Annotated in this window: 14 protein-coding genes; 9 read left to right on the forward strand and 5 right to left on the reverse strand. The window is 70.2% G+C overall.

Annotated elements, in window-relative coordinates; translation table 11 throughout:
- The first annotated feature begins 9 nt into the window (after positions 1 to 9).
- Genes ACFFGH_RS32125 through ACFFGH_RS32140 form a run of 4 tightly spaced genes read left to right on the forward strand, consistent with a single transcriptional unit; the run spans position 10 to position 4,352 of the window.
- Positions 10 to 1,215: an ABC transporter ATP-binding protein gene (locus ACFFGH_RS32125; RefSeq protein WP_386676585.1), complete on the forward strand. Its 1,206-nt coding sequence runs from the start codon at positions 10 to 12 to the stop codon at positions 1,213 to 1,215.
- A 1-nt stretch (position 1,216) separates the two neighbouring features.
- Positions 1,217 to 2,131 carry an ABC transporter permease gene (locus ACFFGH_RS32130; protein WP_386676587.1) on the forward strand — a complete coding sequence of 305 codons (915 nt, stop codon included), beginning with the start codon at positions 1,217 to 1,219 and terminating at the stop codon, positions 2,129 to 2,131.
- Positions 2,128 to 3,000: an ABC transporter permease gene (locus ACFFGH_RS32135; protein ID WP_386676589.1), complete on the forward strand. Its 873-nt coding sequence runs from the start codon at positions 2,128 to 2,130 to the stop codon at positions 2,998 to 3,000. Before ACFFGH_RS32130 ends, ACFFGH_RS32135 begins: the two co-directional genes overlap by 4 nt.
- A complete protein-coding gene (locus tag ACFFGH_RS32140) occupies positions 3,000 to 4,352 on the forward strand; it encodes a transaminase (RefSeq protein WP_386676590.1) in 1,353 nt (450 codons plus the stop codon). The genes ACFFGH_RS32135 and ACFFGH_RS32140 overlap by 1 nt, the downstream gene beginning before the upstream one ends.
- 79 nt (positions 4,353 to 4,431) lie before the next feature.
- Here ACFFGH_RS32140 and gabT read toward each other — a convergent pair whose 3' ends face one another.
- Entirely contained in the window at positions 4,432 to 5,775 is a 1,344-nt protein-coding gene (gene gabT, locus ACFFGH_RS32145) for a 4-aminobutyrate--2-oxoglutarate transaminase (protein ID WP_386676591.1), read from the reverse strand.
- Between the two features lie 49 nt (positions 5,776 to 5,824).
- Between gabT and ACFFGH_RS32150 the strand changes: the two genes are divergently transcribed.
- Genes ACFFGH_RS32150 through dxr form a run of 3 tightly spaced genes read left to right on the forward strand, consistent with a single transcriptional unit; the run spans position 5,825 to position 8,449 of the window.
- A complete protein-coding gene (locus tag ACFFGH_RS32150; RefSeq protein ID WP_386676593.1) occupies positions 5,825 to 6,322 on the forward strand; it encodes an OsmC family protein in 498 nt (165 codons plus the stop codon).
- A gap of 53 nt (positions 6,323 to 6,375) precedes the next feature.
- Positions 6,376 to 7,347, forward strand: coding sequence for an FKBP-type peptidyl-prolyl cis-trans isomerase (locus ACFFGH_RS32155; RefSeq protein WP_386676595.1), 972 nt, complete (start codon positions 6,376 to 6,378; stop codon positions 7,345 to 7,347).
- Between the two features lie 13 nt (positions 7,348 to 7,360).
- The gene (gene dxr, locus ACFFGH_RS32160; RefSeq protein ID WP_386676596.1) at positions 7,361 to 8,449 is read left to right on the forward strand and encodes a 1-deoxy-D-xylulose-5-phosphate reductoisomerase; all 1,089 of its coding nucleotides are present in this window, start codon (positions 7,361 to 7,363) and stop codon (positions 8,447 to 8,449) included.
- A 6-nt stretch (positions 8,450 to 8,455) separates the two neighbouring features.
- Here dxr and ACFFGH_RS32165 read toward each other — a convergent pair whose 3' ends face one another.
- Genes ACFFGH_RS32165 through ACFFGH_RS32175 form a run of 3 tightly spaced genes read right to left on the reverse strand, consistent with a single transcriptional unit; the run spans position 8,456 to position 11,003 of the window.
- The gene (locus tag ACFFGH_RS32165; RefSeq protein WP_386676597.1) at positions 8,456 to 9,025 is read right to left on the reverse strand and encodes a hypothetical protein; all 570 of its coding nucleotides are present in this window, start codon (positions 9,023 to 9,025) and stop codon (positions 8,456 to 8,458) included.
- On the reverse strand, positions 9,022 to 9,669 hold the full coding sequence (locus ACFFGH_RS32170; protein ID WP_386676599.1) for a hypothetical protein: 648 nt from the start codon (positions 9,667 to 9,669) through the stop codon (positions 9,022 to 9,024). Before ACFFGH_RS32170 ends, ACFFGH_RS32165 begins: the two co-directional genes overlap by 4 nt.
- Positions 9,666 to 11,003, reverse strand: a complete 1,338-nt coding sequence (locus tag ACFFGH_RS32175) for a serine/threonine-protein kinase (protein WP_386676601.1) — start codon at positions 11,001 to 11,003, stop codon at positions 9,666 to 9,668. The genes ACFFGH_RS32170 and ACFFGH_RS32175 overlap by 4 nt, the downstream gene beginning before the upstream one ends.
- A 123-nt stretch (positions 11,004 to 11,126) precedes the next feature.
- Between ACFFGH_RS32175 and ACFFGH_RS32180 the strand changes: the two genes are divergently transcribed.
- A complete protein-coding gene (locus ACFFGH_RS32180; protein ID WP_386676603.1) occupies positions 11,127 to 12,455 on the forward strand; it encodes a M50 family metallopeptidase in 1,329 nt (442 codons plus the stop codon).
- Between the two features lie 2 nt (positions 12,456 to 12,457).
- On the opposite strand, the gene ACFFGH_RS32185 is transcribed toward ACFFGH_RS32180, so the two are convergent.
- Positions 12,458 to 13,708 (reverse strand): low temperature requirement protein A, encoded by a 1,251-nt coding sequence (locus tag ACFFGH_RS32185; protein WP_386676605.1) that lies wholly within the window; start codon positions 13,706 to 13,708, stop codon positions 12,458 to 12,460.
- 144 nt (positions 13,709 to 13,852) lie between these two features.
- On the opposite strand from ACFFGH_RS32185, the gene ispG reads away from it, so the two are divergent.
- Entirely contained in the window at positions 13,853 to 15,001 is a 1,149-nt protein-coding gene (gene ispG / locus ACFFGH_RS32190; RefSeq protein WP_386676607.1) for a flavodoxin-dependent (E)-4-hydroxy-3-methylbut-2-enyl-diphosphate synthase, read from the forward strand.
- The last annotated feature ends 8 nt before the right edge of the window (positions 15,002 to 15,009 follow it).

Consider the following 15,009-nt stretch of genomic DNA (forward strand, 5'->3'; position numbering starts at 1 on the left):
GGGGCGCGAATGGCACATGCAGAGTTCGCAGACTCCGGCGCCGACCTGGAGCTCCGCGGCATCACGAAGCGCTTCCCCGGCTTCACGGCCATCGAGAACCTGAACCTGACCATCCCGGCCGGCTCGTTCTTCGCACTGCTCGGTCCGTCCGGCTGCGGCAAAACGACGACGCTGCGGCTCGTGGCAGGCCTCGAGAACCCGACGGAGGGCCGCATCCTCCTCGGAGGTGACGACGTCACCGACACGAAGCCCCACCAGCGGCCGGTGAACACCGTCTTCCAGAGCTACGCCCTCTTCCCGCACATGACGGTGCTCGAGAACGTGGCGTTCGGCCTGAAGCGCCGGGGGATCGGCGACGCCGAGGCGAAGGCGCATGAGGCGCTCCGCCTGGTGGAGCTCGACCACCTCGCCGCCCGGAAGCCCGCGCAGCTCTCCGGCGGCCAGCAGCAGCGGGTGGCGCTCGCCAGGGCAGTGGTGAACCGGCCGGCGCTGCTGCTGCTCGACGAGCCCCTCGGCGCGCTCGACCTGAAACTGCGCAGAAGCATGCAGCTGGAGCTCAAGCACATCCAGGGCGAGGTGGGCCTCACCTTCCTGCACGTCACCCACGATCAGGAGGAGGCCATGACCATGGCCGACACCGTCGCGGTGATGCACCGGGGGAGGATCGAGCAGATGGGCGCCCCGGAGGAGCTCTATGAGCTGCCGCGCACCTCCTTCGTGGCGAGCTTCCTCGGCCAGTCGAACCTGCTCACCGGCCCCGTGGTGAGTTCGACCGCCACCACGGTGATGGTCGAAGCGGGCGGACAGCGGATCGAGGTGCTGCGCTCCCGCGCCCAACGGCACTCGGGCACGGTCACGATCGGCGTGCGGCCGGAGAAGCTGCTGCTGCACACTGCCGAGCCTGCCCGCACGGCCGGTGCCAACATCCTCGGCCCCGGCCGCGTCACCGACGTGTCGTTCAGCGGCGTCAGCACCTCGTACACCGTGACGGTGCCCGGCATCGACCCGCTCGTCGTGTTCGCTCAGAACATGGTGTCCGGGCCCGTGGTGCATGAGGGCGCCCGGGTCTGGGTGAGCTGGGCGATGGAGCACGGGTTCGGGCTCGCCGACGGGCCGGACGGCGCCGACAAGGGCGCCGGGGCGGACACGGTCGCTCCCGCGGAGGGAGTCGGGGCGGACACGGCTCCTGCCGGACAGCAGAGCGGAGCCGCCTGAGATGGCGTTCGGCGCCTTCACCGCCGCCCCGCCGGCCGCAGAGGTCGCCCCGCGCAAACGCAGCCGCGTCGCGCTCTTCCTGCTGCTGCCCGGCGTCGTCTACCTGGCGCTGTTCTTCCTCGCCCCGCTGATCTCGCTCATCCTCACCAGCCTCCAGGCGCCGAGCGAGTTCGGCGACATCGGGCAGTACCAGACGGCGTTCCAGTGGCAGAACTACCTCACCGTGCTCGAGACGTACTGGCCGCACGTCGTGCGGTCGTTCGCCTATGCGGCGGCCGCGACGATCCTGGCGCTGCTCTTCAGCTACCCCCTGGCGTACTTCATCGGCGTGAAGCTGCGTCGCTTCCCGCTCTGGCAGGCGCTCGGGCTGGTGCTCGTCATCGCCCCCTTCTTCATCAGCTTCCTGCTCCGGACGCTCGCCTGGAAGCAGATCCTGTCCGACGAGGGGCCGATCGTCGGCGCGCTGCAGGTGTTCGCGTTCGTCCCGGCGGACCTGCACCTGACCGGAACGCCGTTCGCGGTGATCTTCGGCCTGACCTACAACTTCATCCCGTTCATGTGCCTGCCGATCTACGCGAGCCTCGAGCGCCTCGACCTGCGCTACGTGGAGGCGGGCAGCGACCTCTACGCGAGCCCCGCGACGACGTTCTGGAAGGTCACCCTTCCGCTGTCGATGCCCGGCGTCATCTCCGGCACCCTGCTGACCTTCATCCCGGCAGCCGGCGACTACGTGAACGCCAGCCGCGACTTCCTCGGCAGCACCGACACGCCGATGATCGGCAACGTCATCGAGGCGAACTTCCTGGTGCTGCAGAACTACCCGGCCGCCGCGGCGCTCTCGATCCTGCTGATGGCGGCGATCCTGATCCTCGTCAGCGGCTACGTGAAGCGGAGCGGAACGGAGGAGCTGCTGTGACCCTGCAAGCCGGTGCCGCCCTCACGGATGCGGCGACCGCGCCCCCGTCGCCGCAGCGCCGGCAGTTCCGGCTCGGCGTCGGACGCTGGGGGCTCGCCGCGTACGCGATGGTCGCCTTCGTCTTCCTGCTGATCCCGATCGTCTACACGATCGTGTTCTCGTTCAACGACTCGCGCCGGACGAATATCGTCTGGCGGAGGTTCACCTTCGACAACTGGATCAACGTCTGCTCGTCGCAGGGTGTGTGCGAGGCGTTCGGCAACAGCATCCTGGTCGCCGCGGTGGCCACCGTGGCCGCCACCGCGCTGGGCACGGCGATCGCGCTCGCGCTCGTGCGCTACCGCTTCCGGTTCCGGTCCGCCACGACGCTGCTGCTCTTCCTCCCGATGGCCACCCCGGAGGTGGTGCTCGGTGCCGGACTCGCAGCGCAGTTCCTGACCGCCGGCGTGTCGAAGGGGCTCGGGACGATCATCCTGGCCCACATCATGTTCTGCATCAGCTTCGTCGTCGTGACCGTGCGGGCACGGATCGCGTCGCTCGACCCAGCGCTCGAGGAGGCGGGACGCGACCTCTACGCATCGCCTTCGCAGGTGTTCTGGCGGATCACCTTCCCGCTGCTGCTGCCGGGCATCGTCGCGGCGGCGCTGCTCTCGTTCGCACTGAGCTTCGACGACTTCATCATCACGAACTTCAACGCGGGACCCGCGGTCACCTTCCCGAAGTACGTCTACACCGCGGCAGCACGTGGCATCCCGGCCGAGGCGAACGTGATCGCATCGGCGGTGTTCCTGGCCGCGATCGTGCTGGTGGTCGCCTCCCAGCTCCGCGGCGCGGCGAAGCGCAAGCGCCTGGCGGTCCAGGGCCGGTGATGTTCGAGGATCGCGCGCTCCTGGCACGGCTCTGGCGGGAGGAGATCGACCGCTTCCGGGACACGCACCGCGAGTCGGAGCGGCTCTGGCGGGAGGCCTCGGCGCACATGCCGGACGGCGTGCCGATGCTCTGGATGGCGAAGTGGCCGGGGCCGTGGCCGGTGTTCGTGGAGCGGGCCGATGGCGCCCATTTCAGATCCGTGGACGGCATCGATCACATCGACCTCTGCCTCGGCGACACCGGCGCGATGGTGGGCCACGCACCGGCGGCGGCGGTGGCGGCGATCACCGAGCAGCTGCAGCGCGGCTCCACCTTCATGCTGCCCACCGTCGACGCATCCGCGGCGGCGGCGCTGCTCGCCGGGCGCTTCGGCCTGCCCTCATGGCAGTTCACCCTCTCCGCCACGGATGCGAACCGCGCGCTGCTGCGCTACGCCCGGCAGGTCACAGGCCGGCGGAAGGTGCTGGTCATCGACTACTGCTACCACGGCTCGGTGGACGAGGCGTTCGCCACCCTCGCGGAGGACGGCGCCGTCGTGCCCCGGCGCGGCAACATCGGACCGCCCGTGCCGCTCGCGGAGACGACCGTCGTCGTGCCGTTCAACGACGTCCCGGCACTCGAGGCGGCACTCGCCACCGGTGAGGTCGCCGTCGTGCTGGCGGAGCCCGCCATGACGAACATCGGCATCGTGCTGCCGCAGCCGGGCTGGCATGACGCGGTGCGCGCCGCCTGCGACCGCACCGGCACCGTGCTGATCCTCGACGAGACCCACACGCTGTGCGCCGGTCCCGGCGGCATGGTGGCACGCGACGGGCTGCGGCCCGACGCTGTGGTGGTCGGGAAGACCATCGCCGGCGGCATCCCCGCAGGCGCGTACGGGATGACCGCCGAGTTCGCCGAGCGTGCCCGGACGAGCCTGGAGCTGGAGGACATCGACGTCGGGGGAGTGGGCGGCACCCTCGCCGGGAACGCCGTCTCCCTCGCCGGAATCCGGGCGACACTGTCGGAGGTGCTCACCGCGGATGCCTACCCGGCGATGATCGAACGGGCGGCGGAGTGGACGGCCGGCGTGCAGTCGGCTATCGACCGTCACGGCGCCCCGTGGCAGGTCACCCAGCTCGGTGCACGGGCCGAGTACAGCTTCCTGCCGCGTCCGCCGCGGGATGGCCGGGAGGCGGCGGAAGCGGACGACTTCGAGCTGCAGCAGTATCTGCATCTGCACGCCCTCAACCGCGGCATCCTGCTGACGCCGTTCCACAACATGGCGCTGATGAGCCCCGCGACGACCGCGGCGGACGTGGCCGCCCACACCGCCGCGTTCGGCGAGGCGGTCGCATCCCTCTACGCGTAGCGACGAGGACGGGCCGCTTCGGCGTGAATGGGCCGCCGCGGCGGCCTGGATACGCCGAAGCGGCCCGCATCCGGCAGCGTTACAGGGCGGCGAAGGCCTCGTCGAGCACCGAGACGGCGTCACGGATCAGCTCGTCGCTGATGGCGAGGCTCGGCAGGAACCGCAGCACGTTGCCGTAGGTGCCCGCCGTCAGCACGATGACGCCCTGCTGCGCCACCGCGGCTGCGATCGAGGTGACGGCTCCGGCCGCGTACTCGCCCGTCTGCGGGTCGATCAGCTCGATCGCCATCATGGCGCCGCGGCCGCGGACCTCGGCGATCAGCGGATACTTGCGCTGCAGCTCCTCGAGCGCCGGCCGCAGCGCGCGCTCGATGCGCTCCGCCTCCGCCAGCAGCCCGTCGCTCTCGATCCGGTCGAACACCGCGACCGCTGCCGCGGCGGCGACCGGGTTGCCGCCGAACGTGCCCCCGAGCCCGCCGGGCTGCGACGCGTCCATGATCTCCGCCCGGCCGGTCACGCCGGCGAGCGGCAGGCCGGCCGCGATGCCCTTGGCGCTGAGCACCAGATCGGGGACGAGACCGAAGTGCTCGCTGGCGAAGTAGCGCCCGGTGCGCGCCATGCCGCTCTGGATCTCGTCCGCGATCAGCACGATGCCGTTCGCGGTGCACCATTCCTGCAGTGCGGGCAGGTAGCCCTCCGCCGGGACGATGAATCCGCCTTCGCCTTGGATCGGCTCGACGACGAGGCACGCGAGGTCCGCCGCTCCCGCCGTCTTCTCCAGGTACTGGATGGTGCGCTTCGCAGCAGCGGGGCCGTCGAGTCCGTCGTGCAGCGGGTAGGAGTTCGGCGCGCGGTAGATGTCGCCGGCGAACGGGCCGAACCCGGCGGCGTACGGCGCGGCCTTGAAGTTCATGGCCATGGTCATGTTGGTGCGGCCGTGGTATGCGTGGTCGAGCACCGCGACGCCCCGCCGGCCGGTGAACCTGCGGGCGATCTTCACGCCGTTCTCCACCGCCTCGGCGCCGGAGTTCACCAGCACGGTCTTCTTCGCGAAGTCACCCGGGGTGTGCTCGGCGAGGAGCTCCGCGACGCGGACGTACTCCTCGTACGGGGTGATGGTGAACAGTGTGTGCGTCACCTTCTGCAGCTGCTGTGAGGCGGCGGAGACCACGTTCTCCACCGTGTGACCGACCGTCGTGACCCCGATGCCGGCCCCCAGGTCGAGGAAGGCGTTCCCGTCGACATCGACGACGATGGCGCCCTGCGCGCGCTCGATGTAGACCGGCAGCACGGAGAAGACGCCGTCCGAGACCACCGCCTTGCGACGCTCGTGCAGCGCCTGCGACTTCGGGCCGGGGATCGCCGTGACGATCTTGCGCTCCTGGGGGACGACGGCGTGCGGTACGGCGAGCGTGTCGGTCATGATGAGTGAGTTTAGTCGTCCCTCCTCGGCACCCAGAGAGGATCTCCGCATGCGGCACGAGCACAACTACGCCATCACCGTCGAGTGGCTCGGCAACCGGGGCACCGGCACCAGCGGCTACCGCGATTACGGCCGTGAGCACGTGGTGCGTGCCGCAGGCAAGCACGAGCTCGAGGGCTCGAGCGATCGGGTGTTCCACGGCGATCCCCGCCGGTGGAATCCCGAGGAGCTGATGCTCGCCGCGCTCAGCCAATGCCACCTGCTGAGCTACCTGCACGTCGCCGCGAGCGCCGGCGTGATCGTCACCGGATACACGGACGCCGCGGTGGGCACGATGGTGCAGACGGCGAACGGCGGCGGGCACTTCACCTCGGTGACGCTGCGGCCCAGGGTGACGATCGCCTCGGGGGACCCTGGTCTGGCCCGCACGCTGCACTCCGAGGCGAACGCCAAGTGCTTCATCGCCGCATCGGTCAACTTCCCGGTGCACCACGAGCCGGAGATCCTCGTGACAGCCGGCGTGGAGGGAGCGTCCGGCGAACTCTGAGACACTGGAGGCACGCGTTCCGCGTTCTCCCCACAGCTCTCGAGGTCTTCTCCGTGCGTTCCCGTCTCGCTCTCATTCTCGCCGCCGGCGTCGCCGCGGCATCCCTCGCCGGCTGCGGCGCACAGGCTCAGCCGGAGCCCGAGGAGACCGCCTCTGCAGCCGAATGCACCCCCAGCGGCGAAGCCTCCGACGCCATCGAGGTCTCGGAAGAGCTGGGCGCCAAGCCCACGGTCACCTTCGAGGCGCCCCTGGAGTTCTCGGAGACCCAGCGGACCGTCGTCGTCGAGGGCGACGGCGAGCAGGCGGAGGCCGGCGCCGCTGTCGAGGCGGAGCTGACCCTCATCGACGCGAGTTCGGGGGACGAGCTCATCACCACCGAGCACGACGGCAGCCAGCCGGTCGCAGTCACCCTCGACGAGACCTGGCCGCCCGGATTCGTGAAGGCCCTCACCTGTGCCACCGTCGGCACGCGCGTCGTCACCACGATCACTCCGGAGGACGGCTACGGCAGCGCAGGCAACCCGCAGCTCGGCGTCGCCGCCGATGCGCCGCTGGTGCTGGTGGCAGACCTGGTGTCGATCCCGGAGCCGCCGCTCGCCCGTGCCGACGGCGAGCCGCAGGAGCTGCCCGAGGACTTCCCTGCCGTCGAGGTGGTGCTCGCCGAGGACGGCGCCCCCACCGTCACGGTGCCCGACGAGGAGCCGCCGGCCGAGCTGCAGATCGGCGTCCTGCAGAAGGGCGCGGGCGCCCCGGTCGCCGAGGGCGACAACGTGACCGTGCACTACGTCGGCGTCGACTGGGCGACCGGCGAGATCTTCGACGAGAGCTGGGCGAACGGGGCGCCGGCGACCTTCAACACCGCTGGAGTCGTCCCCGGCTTCTCCGCGGCGCTGATCGGGCAGACGGTCGGCTCGCAGGTGGTGGCGGTCCTTCCGCCCGACCAGGCGTACGGCGATGACCCGGAGGCCCACGAACTCGGCGGCAAGACGCTCGTCTTCGTCGTCGACATCCTCGCCGCCAGCTAGCCGAGAGCCGCACGTGCGCAGGGTACTTGTTCTCGGCTCGACGGGCTCGATCGGTGTCCAGGCGCTCGACGTGCTCGATGCCAACCGGGACCGGTTCCAGCTGGTCGGCATCGCGGCCGGGCGGAACCGCGAGCTCGCTGCCGATCAGGCCGCGCGGTTCGGCGTGGAGCACGTGGCGTTCGGCGCCGACGAGGCGGTGCAGCTCATCCGTTCCGTCGACGCGGATGTCGTGCTGAACGGGATCACCGGCTCCGTCGGCCTCGCGCCGACGCTCGCCGCGCTGGAGGAGGGCCGCACCCTGGCGCTCGCCAACAAGGAGAGCCTCATCGTGGGCGGCGAACTCGTCACCTCACGTGCGAAGCCCGGCCAGATCGTTCCGGTCGACTCCGAGCATTCCGCGATCGCGCAGGCGCTCCGCTCAGGGTCGTCGGAGGAGGTCCGCAGGCTGGTGCTCACCGCGAGCGGCGGGCCCTTCCGCGGGCGGAACCGCGCGGAGCTTTCGGCGGTCACGCCGGCCGAGGCGCTCGCGCACCCAACCTGGAACATGGGACTCGTCATCACCACCAACTCGGCGACGCTCGTGAACAAGGGGCTCGAGGTGATCGAGGCGCACCTGCTCTTCGGTGTGCCGTACGACCGGATCGAGGTGACGGTGCATCCCCAGTCGATCGTCCATTCCATGGTGGAGTTCACCGACGGCTCCACGATCGCGCAGGCATCGCCGCCTGACATGCGGCTGCCGATCTCGCTTGCGCTCGACTGGCCGAACCGGGTTCCCGAGGCGGGCGTTCCGCTCGACTGGACCAGCGCGCAGGCGTGGACGTTCGAGCCGCTCGATGAGAAGGCGTTCCCCGCCGTCGCGCTTGCGAAGCGGGTCGGGGAGGCGGGCGGCACGTACCCGGCGGTGTTCAATGCCGCGAACGAGCAGGCGGTCGCCGCGTTCCACGACGGGCGGATCGGCTACCTCGACATCCTCGACGTGGTGTCGGAGGTGATCGACGGTCACGAGGCGGGTGCGGTGACCCTGGAGCGTGTGCTCGATACGGAGCGGCGAGCGAGGGCGGATGCGGACGCCTGCATCCAGCGGCGGCAGCAGGCGTAGCGCCCGTCAGCCGTTCTTGCCCTTGCCCTTCCCTTCGTTCTTGTTCTTGCCCTTGTTCTTGTCGTTGTCCGTGTTCTTGTCGTTGCCCTTGCCGCCGCCATTGTTGTCGTCGTCGGCCTGCTGCCGAGCGGCGGCCTCTGCCGCCTCCCGCTCAGCTTGGGCTTCGGCAGCCTTCTGCGCCTCTTCCGCGGCCTTCGCCTCGGCGGCTTCGCGGGCTTCTGCCTCCGCCTTGCGCTTGGCTTCCTCTTCGGCTTTGAGGGTCGCCTCCGCGATCAGCGCCTCGAGATCGGCCCGGACGAGCGCGATGGCGGAGAGGATGCTGTCCTGACGGGCCTCGCTGAGCTCACCGCGCGCGTGTGCGACTTTGGTCGCGACCTCCAGCTCCTGCAGCCGGGTGAGCGCCGCAGCGTGGTCGCCGCCGACCGCCGACTCCGTCACGTGGAGCACGCTCTGCTGCAGGTCGGCAGCGGTCGCGCTGGCATAGGGGTTCGGTGGTGGCGTCGAGGCGCACCCGGACAGGAAGAGCATCCCGGCAAGCAGCGCCGAGGCGATCGGCCCTCCAGCGGTCGTCCTCAATTGCCCCCTCCGCTCGCCGTGGGCTTCGGAGTCGGAGCGGCCGTCGGCTTCGGAGCGGTGGTCGGCTTCGGAGCGGTGGTCGGCTTCGGAGCCGTGGTCGGCTCGGGCTCCGGTTCGGGCTCGGGCTCGGGCTCCGGCTCCGGCTCCGGCTCGGGCTCTGGTTCCGGTTCCGGTTCTGGCTCGGGCTCGGGTTCCGGCTCGGGTTCTGGTTCCGGCTCGGTGTCGGCCCCGCCGCCGCCGCCGGAGCCGCCCCCGCCGGTTCCCGACCCGCCGCTCCCGGTTTCCCCGGAGCCGTTGCCGGAGTTCCCGGTGTCCGTCTCGTCCGGATCCACCTCCGGCGCCTCGGGGTCGGCGGCGGCGATCATCGCCTCCAGGTCGGCCCGCACGAGTTCGATCGCCGACGAGATGCTGGCGTGCCGTTCATCGGTCACGGTGCCGCGGACCCTGGCGTCGTCGGTGACCGCGGTGAGCTCGTCCAGTCTCGTGAGCGCGACCTCGAGGTCGCCGTCGGCGGCCGCCTCCGTGACCTCCAGCACCTGCTCCTGCAGCGCCGCAGCGGTCGCCGCGGGATACCGCACGCCGCCGCTCGCGCAACCGGAGACCAGGAGCGTGGCGGCGGCGAGCACCACCAGCACCCGGTTCATGGCTTGACGCTCTCCTGCAGCTGCTCGAGGTGCCGGCCGAGGTCACCCTCGACGCTGGGGTAGTCGACGGCCGGAGCGGGCGGCTGCGGCTCCGGGGTGTTCGCCGCGACGGCGATCCACACCGCGGCGCCGGCCGCGAGCAGCAGCACGACGATCGCCACGAGCAGTGCCGTTCCGCGCCGCCGCCGAGGAGTCGCCGCGACGTGGGTCGGCGCCGTCTGGACCACCTGATCGGGCGCGGCCTGGATCGTCTGGCTGGTGCTCGGCGCGAGCGTCGAACCGGGTGCGGTCGAGAAGCCGGGGGCGGTCGCGAGCGGTGGCGCGCCCACCGCGGCCGGCAGGATCTGCGACGAGCCGGTGATGGACTCGATCCGCCGCGGCGCTGCGCCCGTCACATCAGTGCCGGTCATGCTTCCACCGTCGAGGCCACCCGGCGGCTGCACCGGCGGAAGCCTGAGCGTGGGGTCGGCGCCCACCTCGCGGCCCGCGACGATGTCCCGCAGGCGCTGGGCGACCTCCCGCGCATCCGGACGGGACGCGGCAACCCGCTTCGTCATCTCGGTGAGCAGCTCGCACCAGGTCTGCCCGAGATCCTGCGGGATGGCTGGGTCACGGATGAGCCGCGCGGCGGCCGCCTCGATGCCCGAGCCTTCGAACGCCCGTTGGCCGGTCAGGCACTCGAGGAGCACCAGTCCGAAGCTGTAGATGTCGCTCGCCGGCGTGATCGGCTCACCGGCGGCCTGCTCCGGGCTCAGATAGCTGGCGGTGCCGAGAACAGAGCCGGTGGAGGTGATGCGGGTGCCGTCGACCAGCCGGGCGATGCCGAAATCGGCGAGCTTCGCGCGGGGGCCGGTCTCCTCGCCCGTGCGGTCTGGGACCAGGATGTTGCCCGGCTTCACGTCCCGGTGCACCACCCCGCAGCCATGGATGTACGCGAGCGCTTCGGCGATGTCCGCACCGAGCATCGCGGCCGCCCGCGACTCCAGCGGACCCCTGAACAGCACCTCCCGCAGGTTCGGCCCGTCGACGTGCTCGAGCACGAGGAATGCCTCGCCGTTCTCGTCGGCGACCGCGTCGTAGAGGGTCACCAGCGACGGGTGGTTCAGCCGCGCGATGACCTGCATCTCCTCTTTCTGGCGTCGCACGTCGTCCGCGTCCGCCAGTTCGCGGCGGAAGACCTTGAGCGCGACGGTGCGTCCGAGGTAGCTGTCCTCGGCGCGATAGACGACGCTCATACCGCCCCGGCCGATCTCACCGTCGATCCGGTAGCGGTTGCCGAGGATGCTGCCTTCCTCGTCGTGGGCGAGCTTGGCCTCGCCGGTGTCAACCGTCATACGCTTCATGCTAGATATGAGCTCGCTGGGAGAACATAGAGACCGCCGTACTCACACCGAATGTCCACGATCCCGTTATCTCCGGTCCCGGCGGCGGTGGCGCGAAGTCACTATTCTTTGCAGGTGGAACCCACGCTGCTCTATGTCCTCGGGATTCTCGTCGTCGTAGTCGGGATCGCCGTGTCGATCGGGCTGCACGAGATCGGCCACCTGGTGCCCGCCAAGCTGTTCGGCGTCAAAGTGGGGCAGTACATGATCGGCTTCGGCCCCACCCTCTGGTCCAGGCGGATCGGCGAGACCGAATACGGGGTGAAGGCGCTGCCCCTGGGTGGCTACATCTCGATGGCGGGGATGTTCCCCCCGCTGAAGCCGGGCGGGACGGCGCGGACGGCGAGCACCGGGTTCTTCCAGACGCTGGTGCAGGATGCGCGTGATGCGTCAGCCGCGGGAATCGACCGGGGGGACGAGGACCGGGTCTTCTACAAGCTGCCCGTCTTCAAGCGCGTGCTCGTCATGTTCGGCGGGCCGTTCATGAACCTCGCCATCGCGGTCGTGCTCTTCGCGGTGCTGCTCATGGGGTTCGGTCTGCCCCAGCTGAGCACCACGATCGGCTCGGTCTCCCAGTGTGTCCTCCCGGCGACGAGCGAGCGCCAGGAATGCGCGGCGTCCGACCCGCTCGCCCCGGGTGCCGAGGCGGGCATCCGTCCCGGGGACCGGCTCGTTCGCATCGACGGCAGCCCGGTCGAGAGCTGGGAGCAGGCGACCGCGAAGATCCGCGAGTCGCCTGGCGACCCGCTCGACGTCGTCGTGGATCGCGGCGGCGAGGAGGTGGGGCTCACCATCGAGCCGCTGCTCACCGAGCGCTATGTGATCACCGACGACGGCGAGATCGCGACCGGCCCGGACGGCGAGCCGCTCACCGAGGAGGTGGGTTTCGTCGGGATCGGCGCCGCCACCGAGACCGTTCGGCAGGCGCCTGCCACCGTGCTGCCGATGATCGCGGAGAACGTGGTCGGCGTCGCGAACATCATCCTGAACCTCCCGCAGCGGCTCGTCGATGTGTGGAACGCCGCGTTCAGCGAGGCCGAGCGCGACCCGAACGGACCGATCAGCGTCGTCGGCGTCGGGCGGCTCGCTGGGGAGATCGCGAGCATCGACACGGCACCCGTCGCGGACCGGGTGGCATCGCTCGTCGGGCTGGTCGGGTCGCTCAACGTGGCACTCTTCGTCTTCAACCTGATCCCGCTGATGCCGCTCGACGGCGGCCATATCGCTGGGGCGCTCTGGGAGGGGCTGCGGCGCCGGGTGGCGAAGCTGTTCAGGCGTCGCGACCCCGGTCCGGTCGACACCGCCAAGGTGGTGCCGCTGACCTTCGCCGTCGTGGTGGTGCTCGGCGGCATGAGCCTGCTGCTCATCTACGCCGACATCGTGAAGCCCATCTCCGTCTTCTAGGGTCAGCGCCCTGCGAGGTCGTCCAGCGCATCCGCCTGATGCCGGTGCCCGACGGTCTCGAATCCCACGATGACGATCAGCGGGGCGAGCACGATGAGACTGAGCGACACCGTCATGGAGACGCCGGCGGCGGATGCGAGGATGCTCGCGATCAGGACGATCATCGCAGCGACGACGAGCGGAACGTGGAACAGGTCGAACCGTCGGAAGAGCAGCGAGTAGAGCGCGATGTCGGCGACGGTGAGCACCAGCACCGGGACCGCGATGGTGAGCACGACACCCACCTCGTCGATATGCGCCTCTCCCTCGAGCGCGTACGCGGCGACGTGCAGTCCCGCTCCCGTCGCGACGATGGCGGCGAACACCAGGATGTGCCCGTAGCCCCAGACGAACGCGCGCTCTCGGCGCACGGAGAGGACCCGGCCGGAGGGGGTGATGAAGTACACCCACCAGAGGCCGAACGCGAGCGCGGTGCCGGCGACCGCGAGCACCGCGGCGTCCACGGTCCATCCCTGCTGATGCACGACGGCCGAGATGGTGGTGATCGTGCCGATCACGACCTCGCCGAGCGTGATGATGACGAGGAGTCCGTACCGCTCCGCGATGTGGTGCGGGTGCCACGGTATTCCGCCGGTGCGGCGGTTCGCGATCACCGGTCCCGAGAGCTCGAGCAGGTAGAGCGGGAGCACGAGCGCGACCGTCGCGGGCAGGGGGAGGGAGAGCACGGCCACGAGGACCCAGCCGACCTGCGCCAGACCGATCGTCGAGGCGAAGGTGAGCGCTGCGCGCCGGTGCTGCGGAGCCTGCGCGGCGGCACGCAGCCAGAGGGCGACCATGCCGAGCCGCATGATCACGTACCCGGCGACGACGACGCGGTTGTCGAGCGCGCCGCCTTCGTCGATGCTTGCGAAGACGTCCGGGGTGCCCAGGGCCAGCACGAGCACCCCGACCATCTGCACCATGGTCGCGACCCTGAAGAACCAGTCGTCGGTGTCGAATGCCGACGCGAACCATGAGTAGTTGATCCACGCCCAGCTCACCGCGAAGACCATGAAGGCGAAGGAGAGGACAGCCGACACGACATGCCCGTCCGCGAGGTAGTGGGCGAGCTCGTCCGCGACCGCGCCGAACGCGACCACGAAGACCAGGTCGAAGAAGAGCTCGAGAGGTGTCGCCCCGCGATGGCGCTCATCCGGATCGCGTCCGGTCATGCGGGTCATCGAGTGGTTGAGGCGCGGACCGAGCGTCGTCACGGCGAGAGGGTACACCCGCCATGTTTCGAAGGCGTGTCGTCGCTGTTCTCCGGCGTGCACGGTCGCTCTGGCGTCGCTCCAGCGGCAGGCTCAGCCGCCGGCGGCGCCCAGCGTCGCCACACGCGCCCGAAGTAGGCTGGGAGCGTGCCTGCAGTCAACATCGGAATGCCGAAGAAGCCCGAGGTCCTCGCCCCTCGGCGGAAGACCCGGCAGATCCGCGTGGGCAAGGTGCTCGTCGGCGGCGACGCCCCGGTGAGCGTGCAGTCGATGACCACGACGCCGACCCCCAACATCAACGCGACGCTGCAGCAGATCGCCGAGCTCACAGCATCGGGCTGCGACATCGTCCGCGTGGCGGTGCCGAGCCGCGACGACGCAGAGGTCCTGCCGATCATCGCGAAGAAGAGCCAGATCCCGGTCATCGCGGACATCCACTTCCAGCCGAACTATGTCTACGCAGCCATCGACGCCGGCTGCGCCGGGGTGCGTGTCAACCCGGGCAACATCCGCAAGTTCGACGACCAGGTCGGTGAGATCGCCCGCCGGGCGAAGGCCGCCGATGTCAGCATCCGGATCGGCGTCAACGCCGGATCGCTCGACCCGCGGCTGCTGCAGAAGTACGGCAAGGCCACGCCCGAGGCGCTCGTCGAGAGTGCGGTGTGGGAGGCGAGCCTGTTCGAGGAGCACGACTTCCACGACTTCAAGATCTCGGTGAAGCACAACGACCCGATCGTGATGGTGAAGGCCTACCGGATGCTCGCCGAGCGGGGCGACTGGCCGCTGCATCTCGGTGTGACCGAGGCCGGGCCCGCGTTCCAGGGCACCATCAAGAGCGCCACCGCGTTCGGCATCCTGCTGGCAGAGGGCATCGGGGACACCATCCGCGTCTCCCTCTCCGCCCCGCCCGCGGAAGAGGTGAAAGTCGGCCTGCAGATCCTGCAGTCGCTGAACCTCCGGGAACGCAAGCTCGAGATCGTCTCCTGCCCGAGCTGCGGCCGCGCGCAGGTCGACGTCTACACGCTCGCCGACAGCGTCACCGAGGGGCTCCAGGGCATGACCGTGCCGCTGCGCGTCGCGGTGATGGGCTGCGTCGTGAACGGACCGGGTGAGGCGCGCGAGGCGGACCTCGGCGTCGCGAGCGGCAACGGCAAGGGCCAGATCTTCGTGAAGGGCGAGGTCATCAAGACCGTGCCAGAGTCGGAGATCGTCGCGACCCTGATCGAAGAGGCCAACCGCCTCGCCGCCGAGATGCCTCCCTCCGAGTCAGGCACCGTCCAGGTCGTCACCGCCTAGCTGGGCAC

It is taken from the genome of Lysobacter korlensis, assembly GCF_042434515.1.

Excerpts from the sequence above, each read along its gene's own strand:
- ACFFGH_RS32130 (WP_386676587.1), top strand. The coding sequence starts at position 1,217 with ATGGCGTTCGGCGCCTTCACCGCCGCCCCGCCGGCCGCAGAGGTCGCC.
- ACFFGH_RS32140 (WP_386676590.1), top strand. The coding sequence starts at position 3,000 with ATGTTCGAGGATCGCGCGCTCCTGGCACGGCTCTGGCGGGAGGAGATC.
- ACFFGH_RS32175 (WP_386676601.1), bottom strand. The coding sequence starts at position 11,003 with ATGACGGTTGACACCGGCGAGGCCAAGCTCGCCCACGACGAGGAAGGC.
- gabT (WP_386676591.1), bottom strand. The coding sequence starts at position 5,775 with ATGACCGACACGCTCGCCGTACCGCACGCCGTCGTCCCCCAGGAGCGC.
- ACFFGH_RS32150 (WP_386676593.1), top strand. The coding sequence starts at position 5,825 with ATGCGGCACGAGCACAACTACGCCATCACCGTCGAGTGGCTCGGCAAC.
- ACFFGH_RS32170 (WP_386676599.1), bottom strand. The coding sequence starts at position 9,669 with ATGAACCGGGTGCTGGTGGTGCTCGCCGCCGCCACGCTCCTGGTCTCC.
- ACFFGH_RS32125 (WP_386676585.1), top strand. The coding sequence starts at position 10 with ATGGCACATGCAGAGTTCGCAGACTCCGGCGCCGACCTGGAGCTCCGC.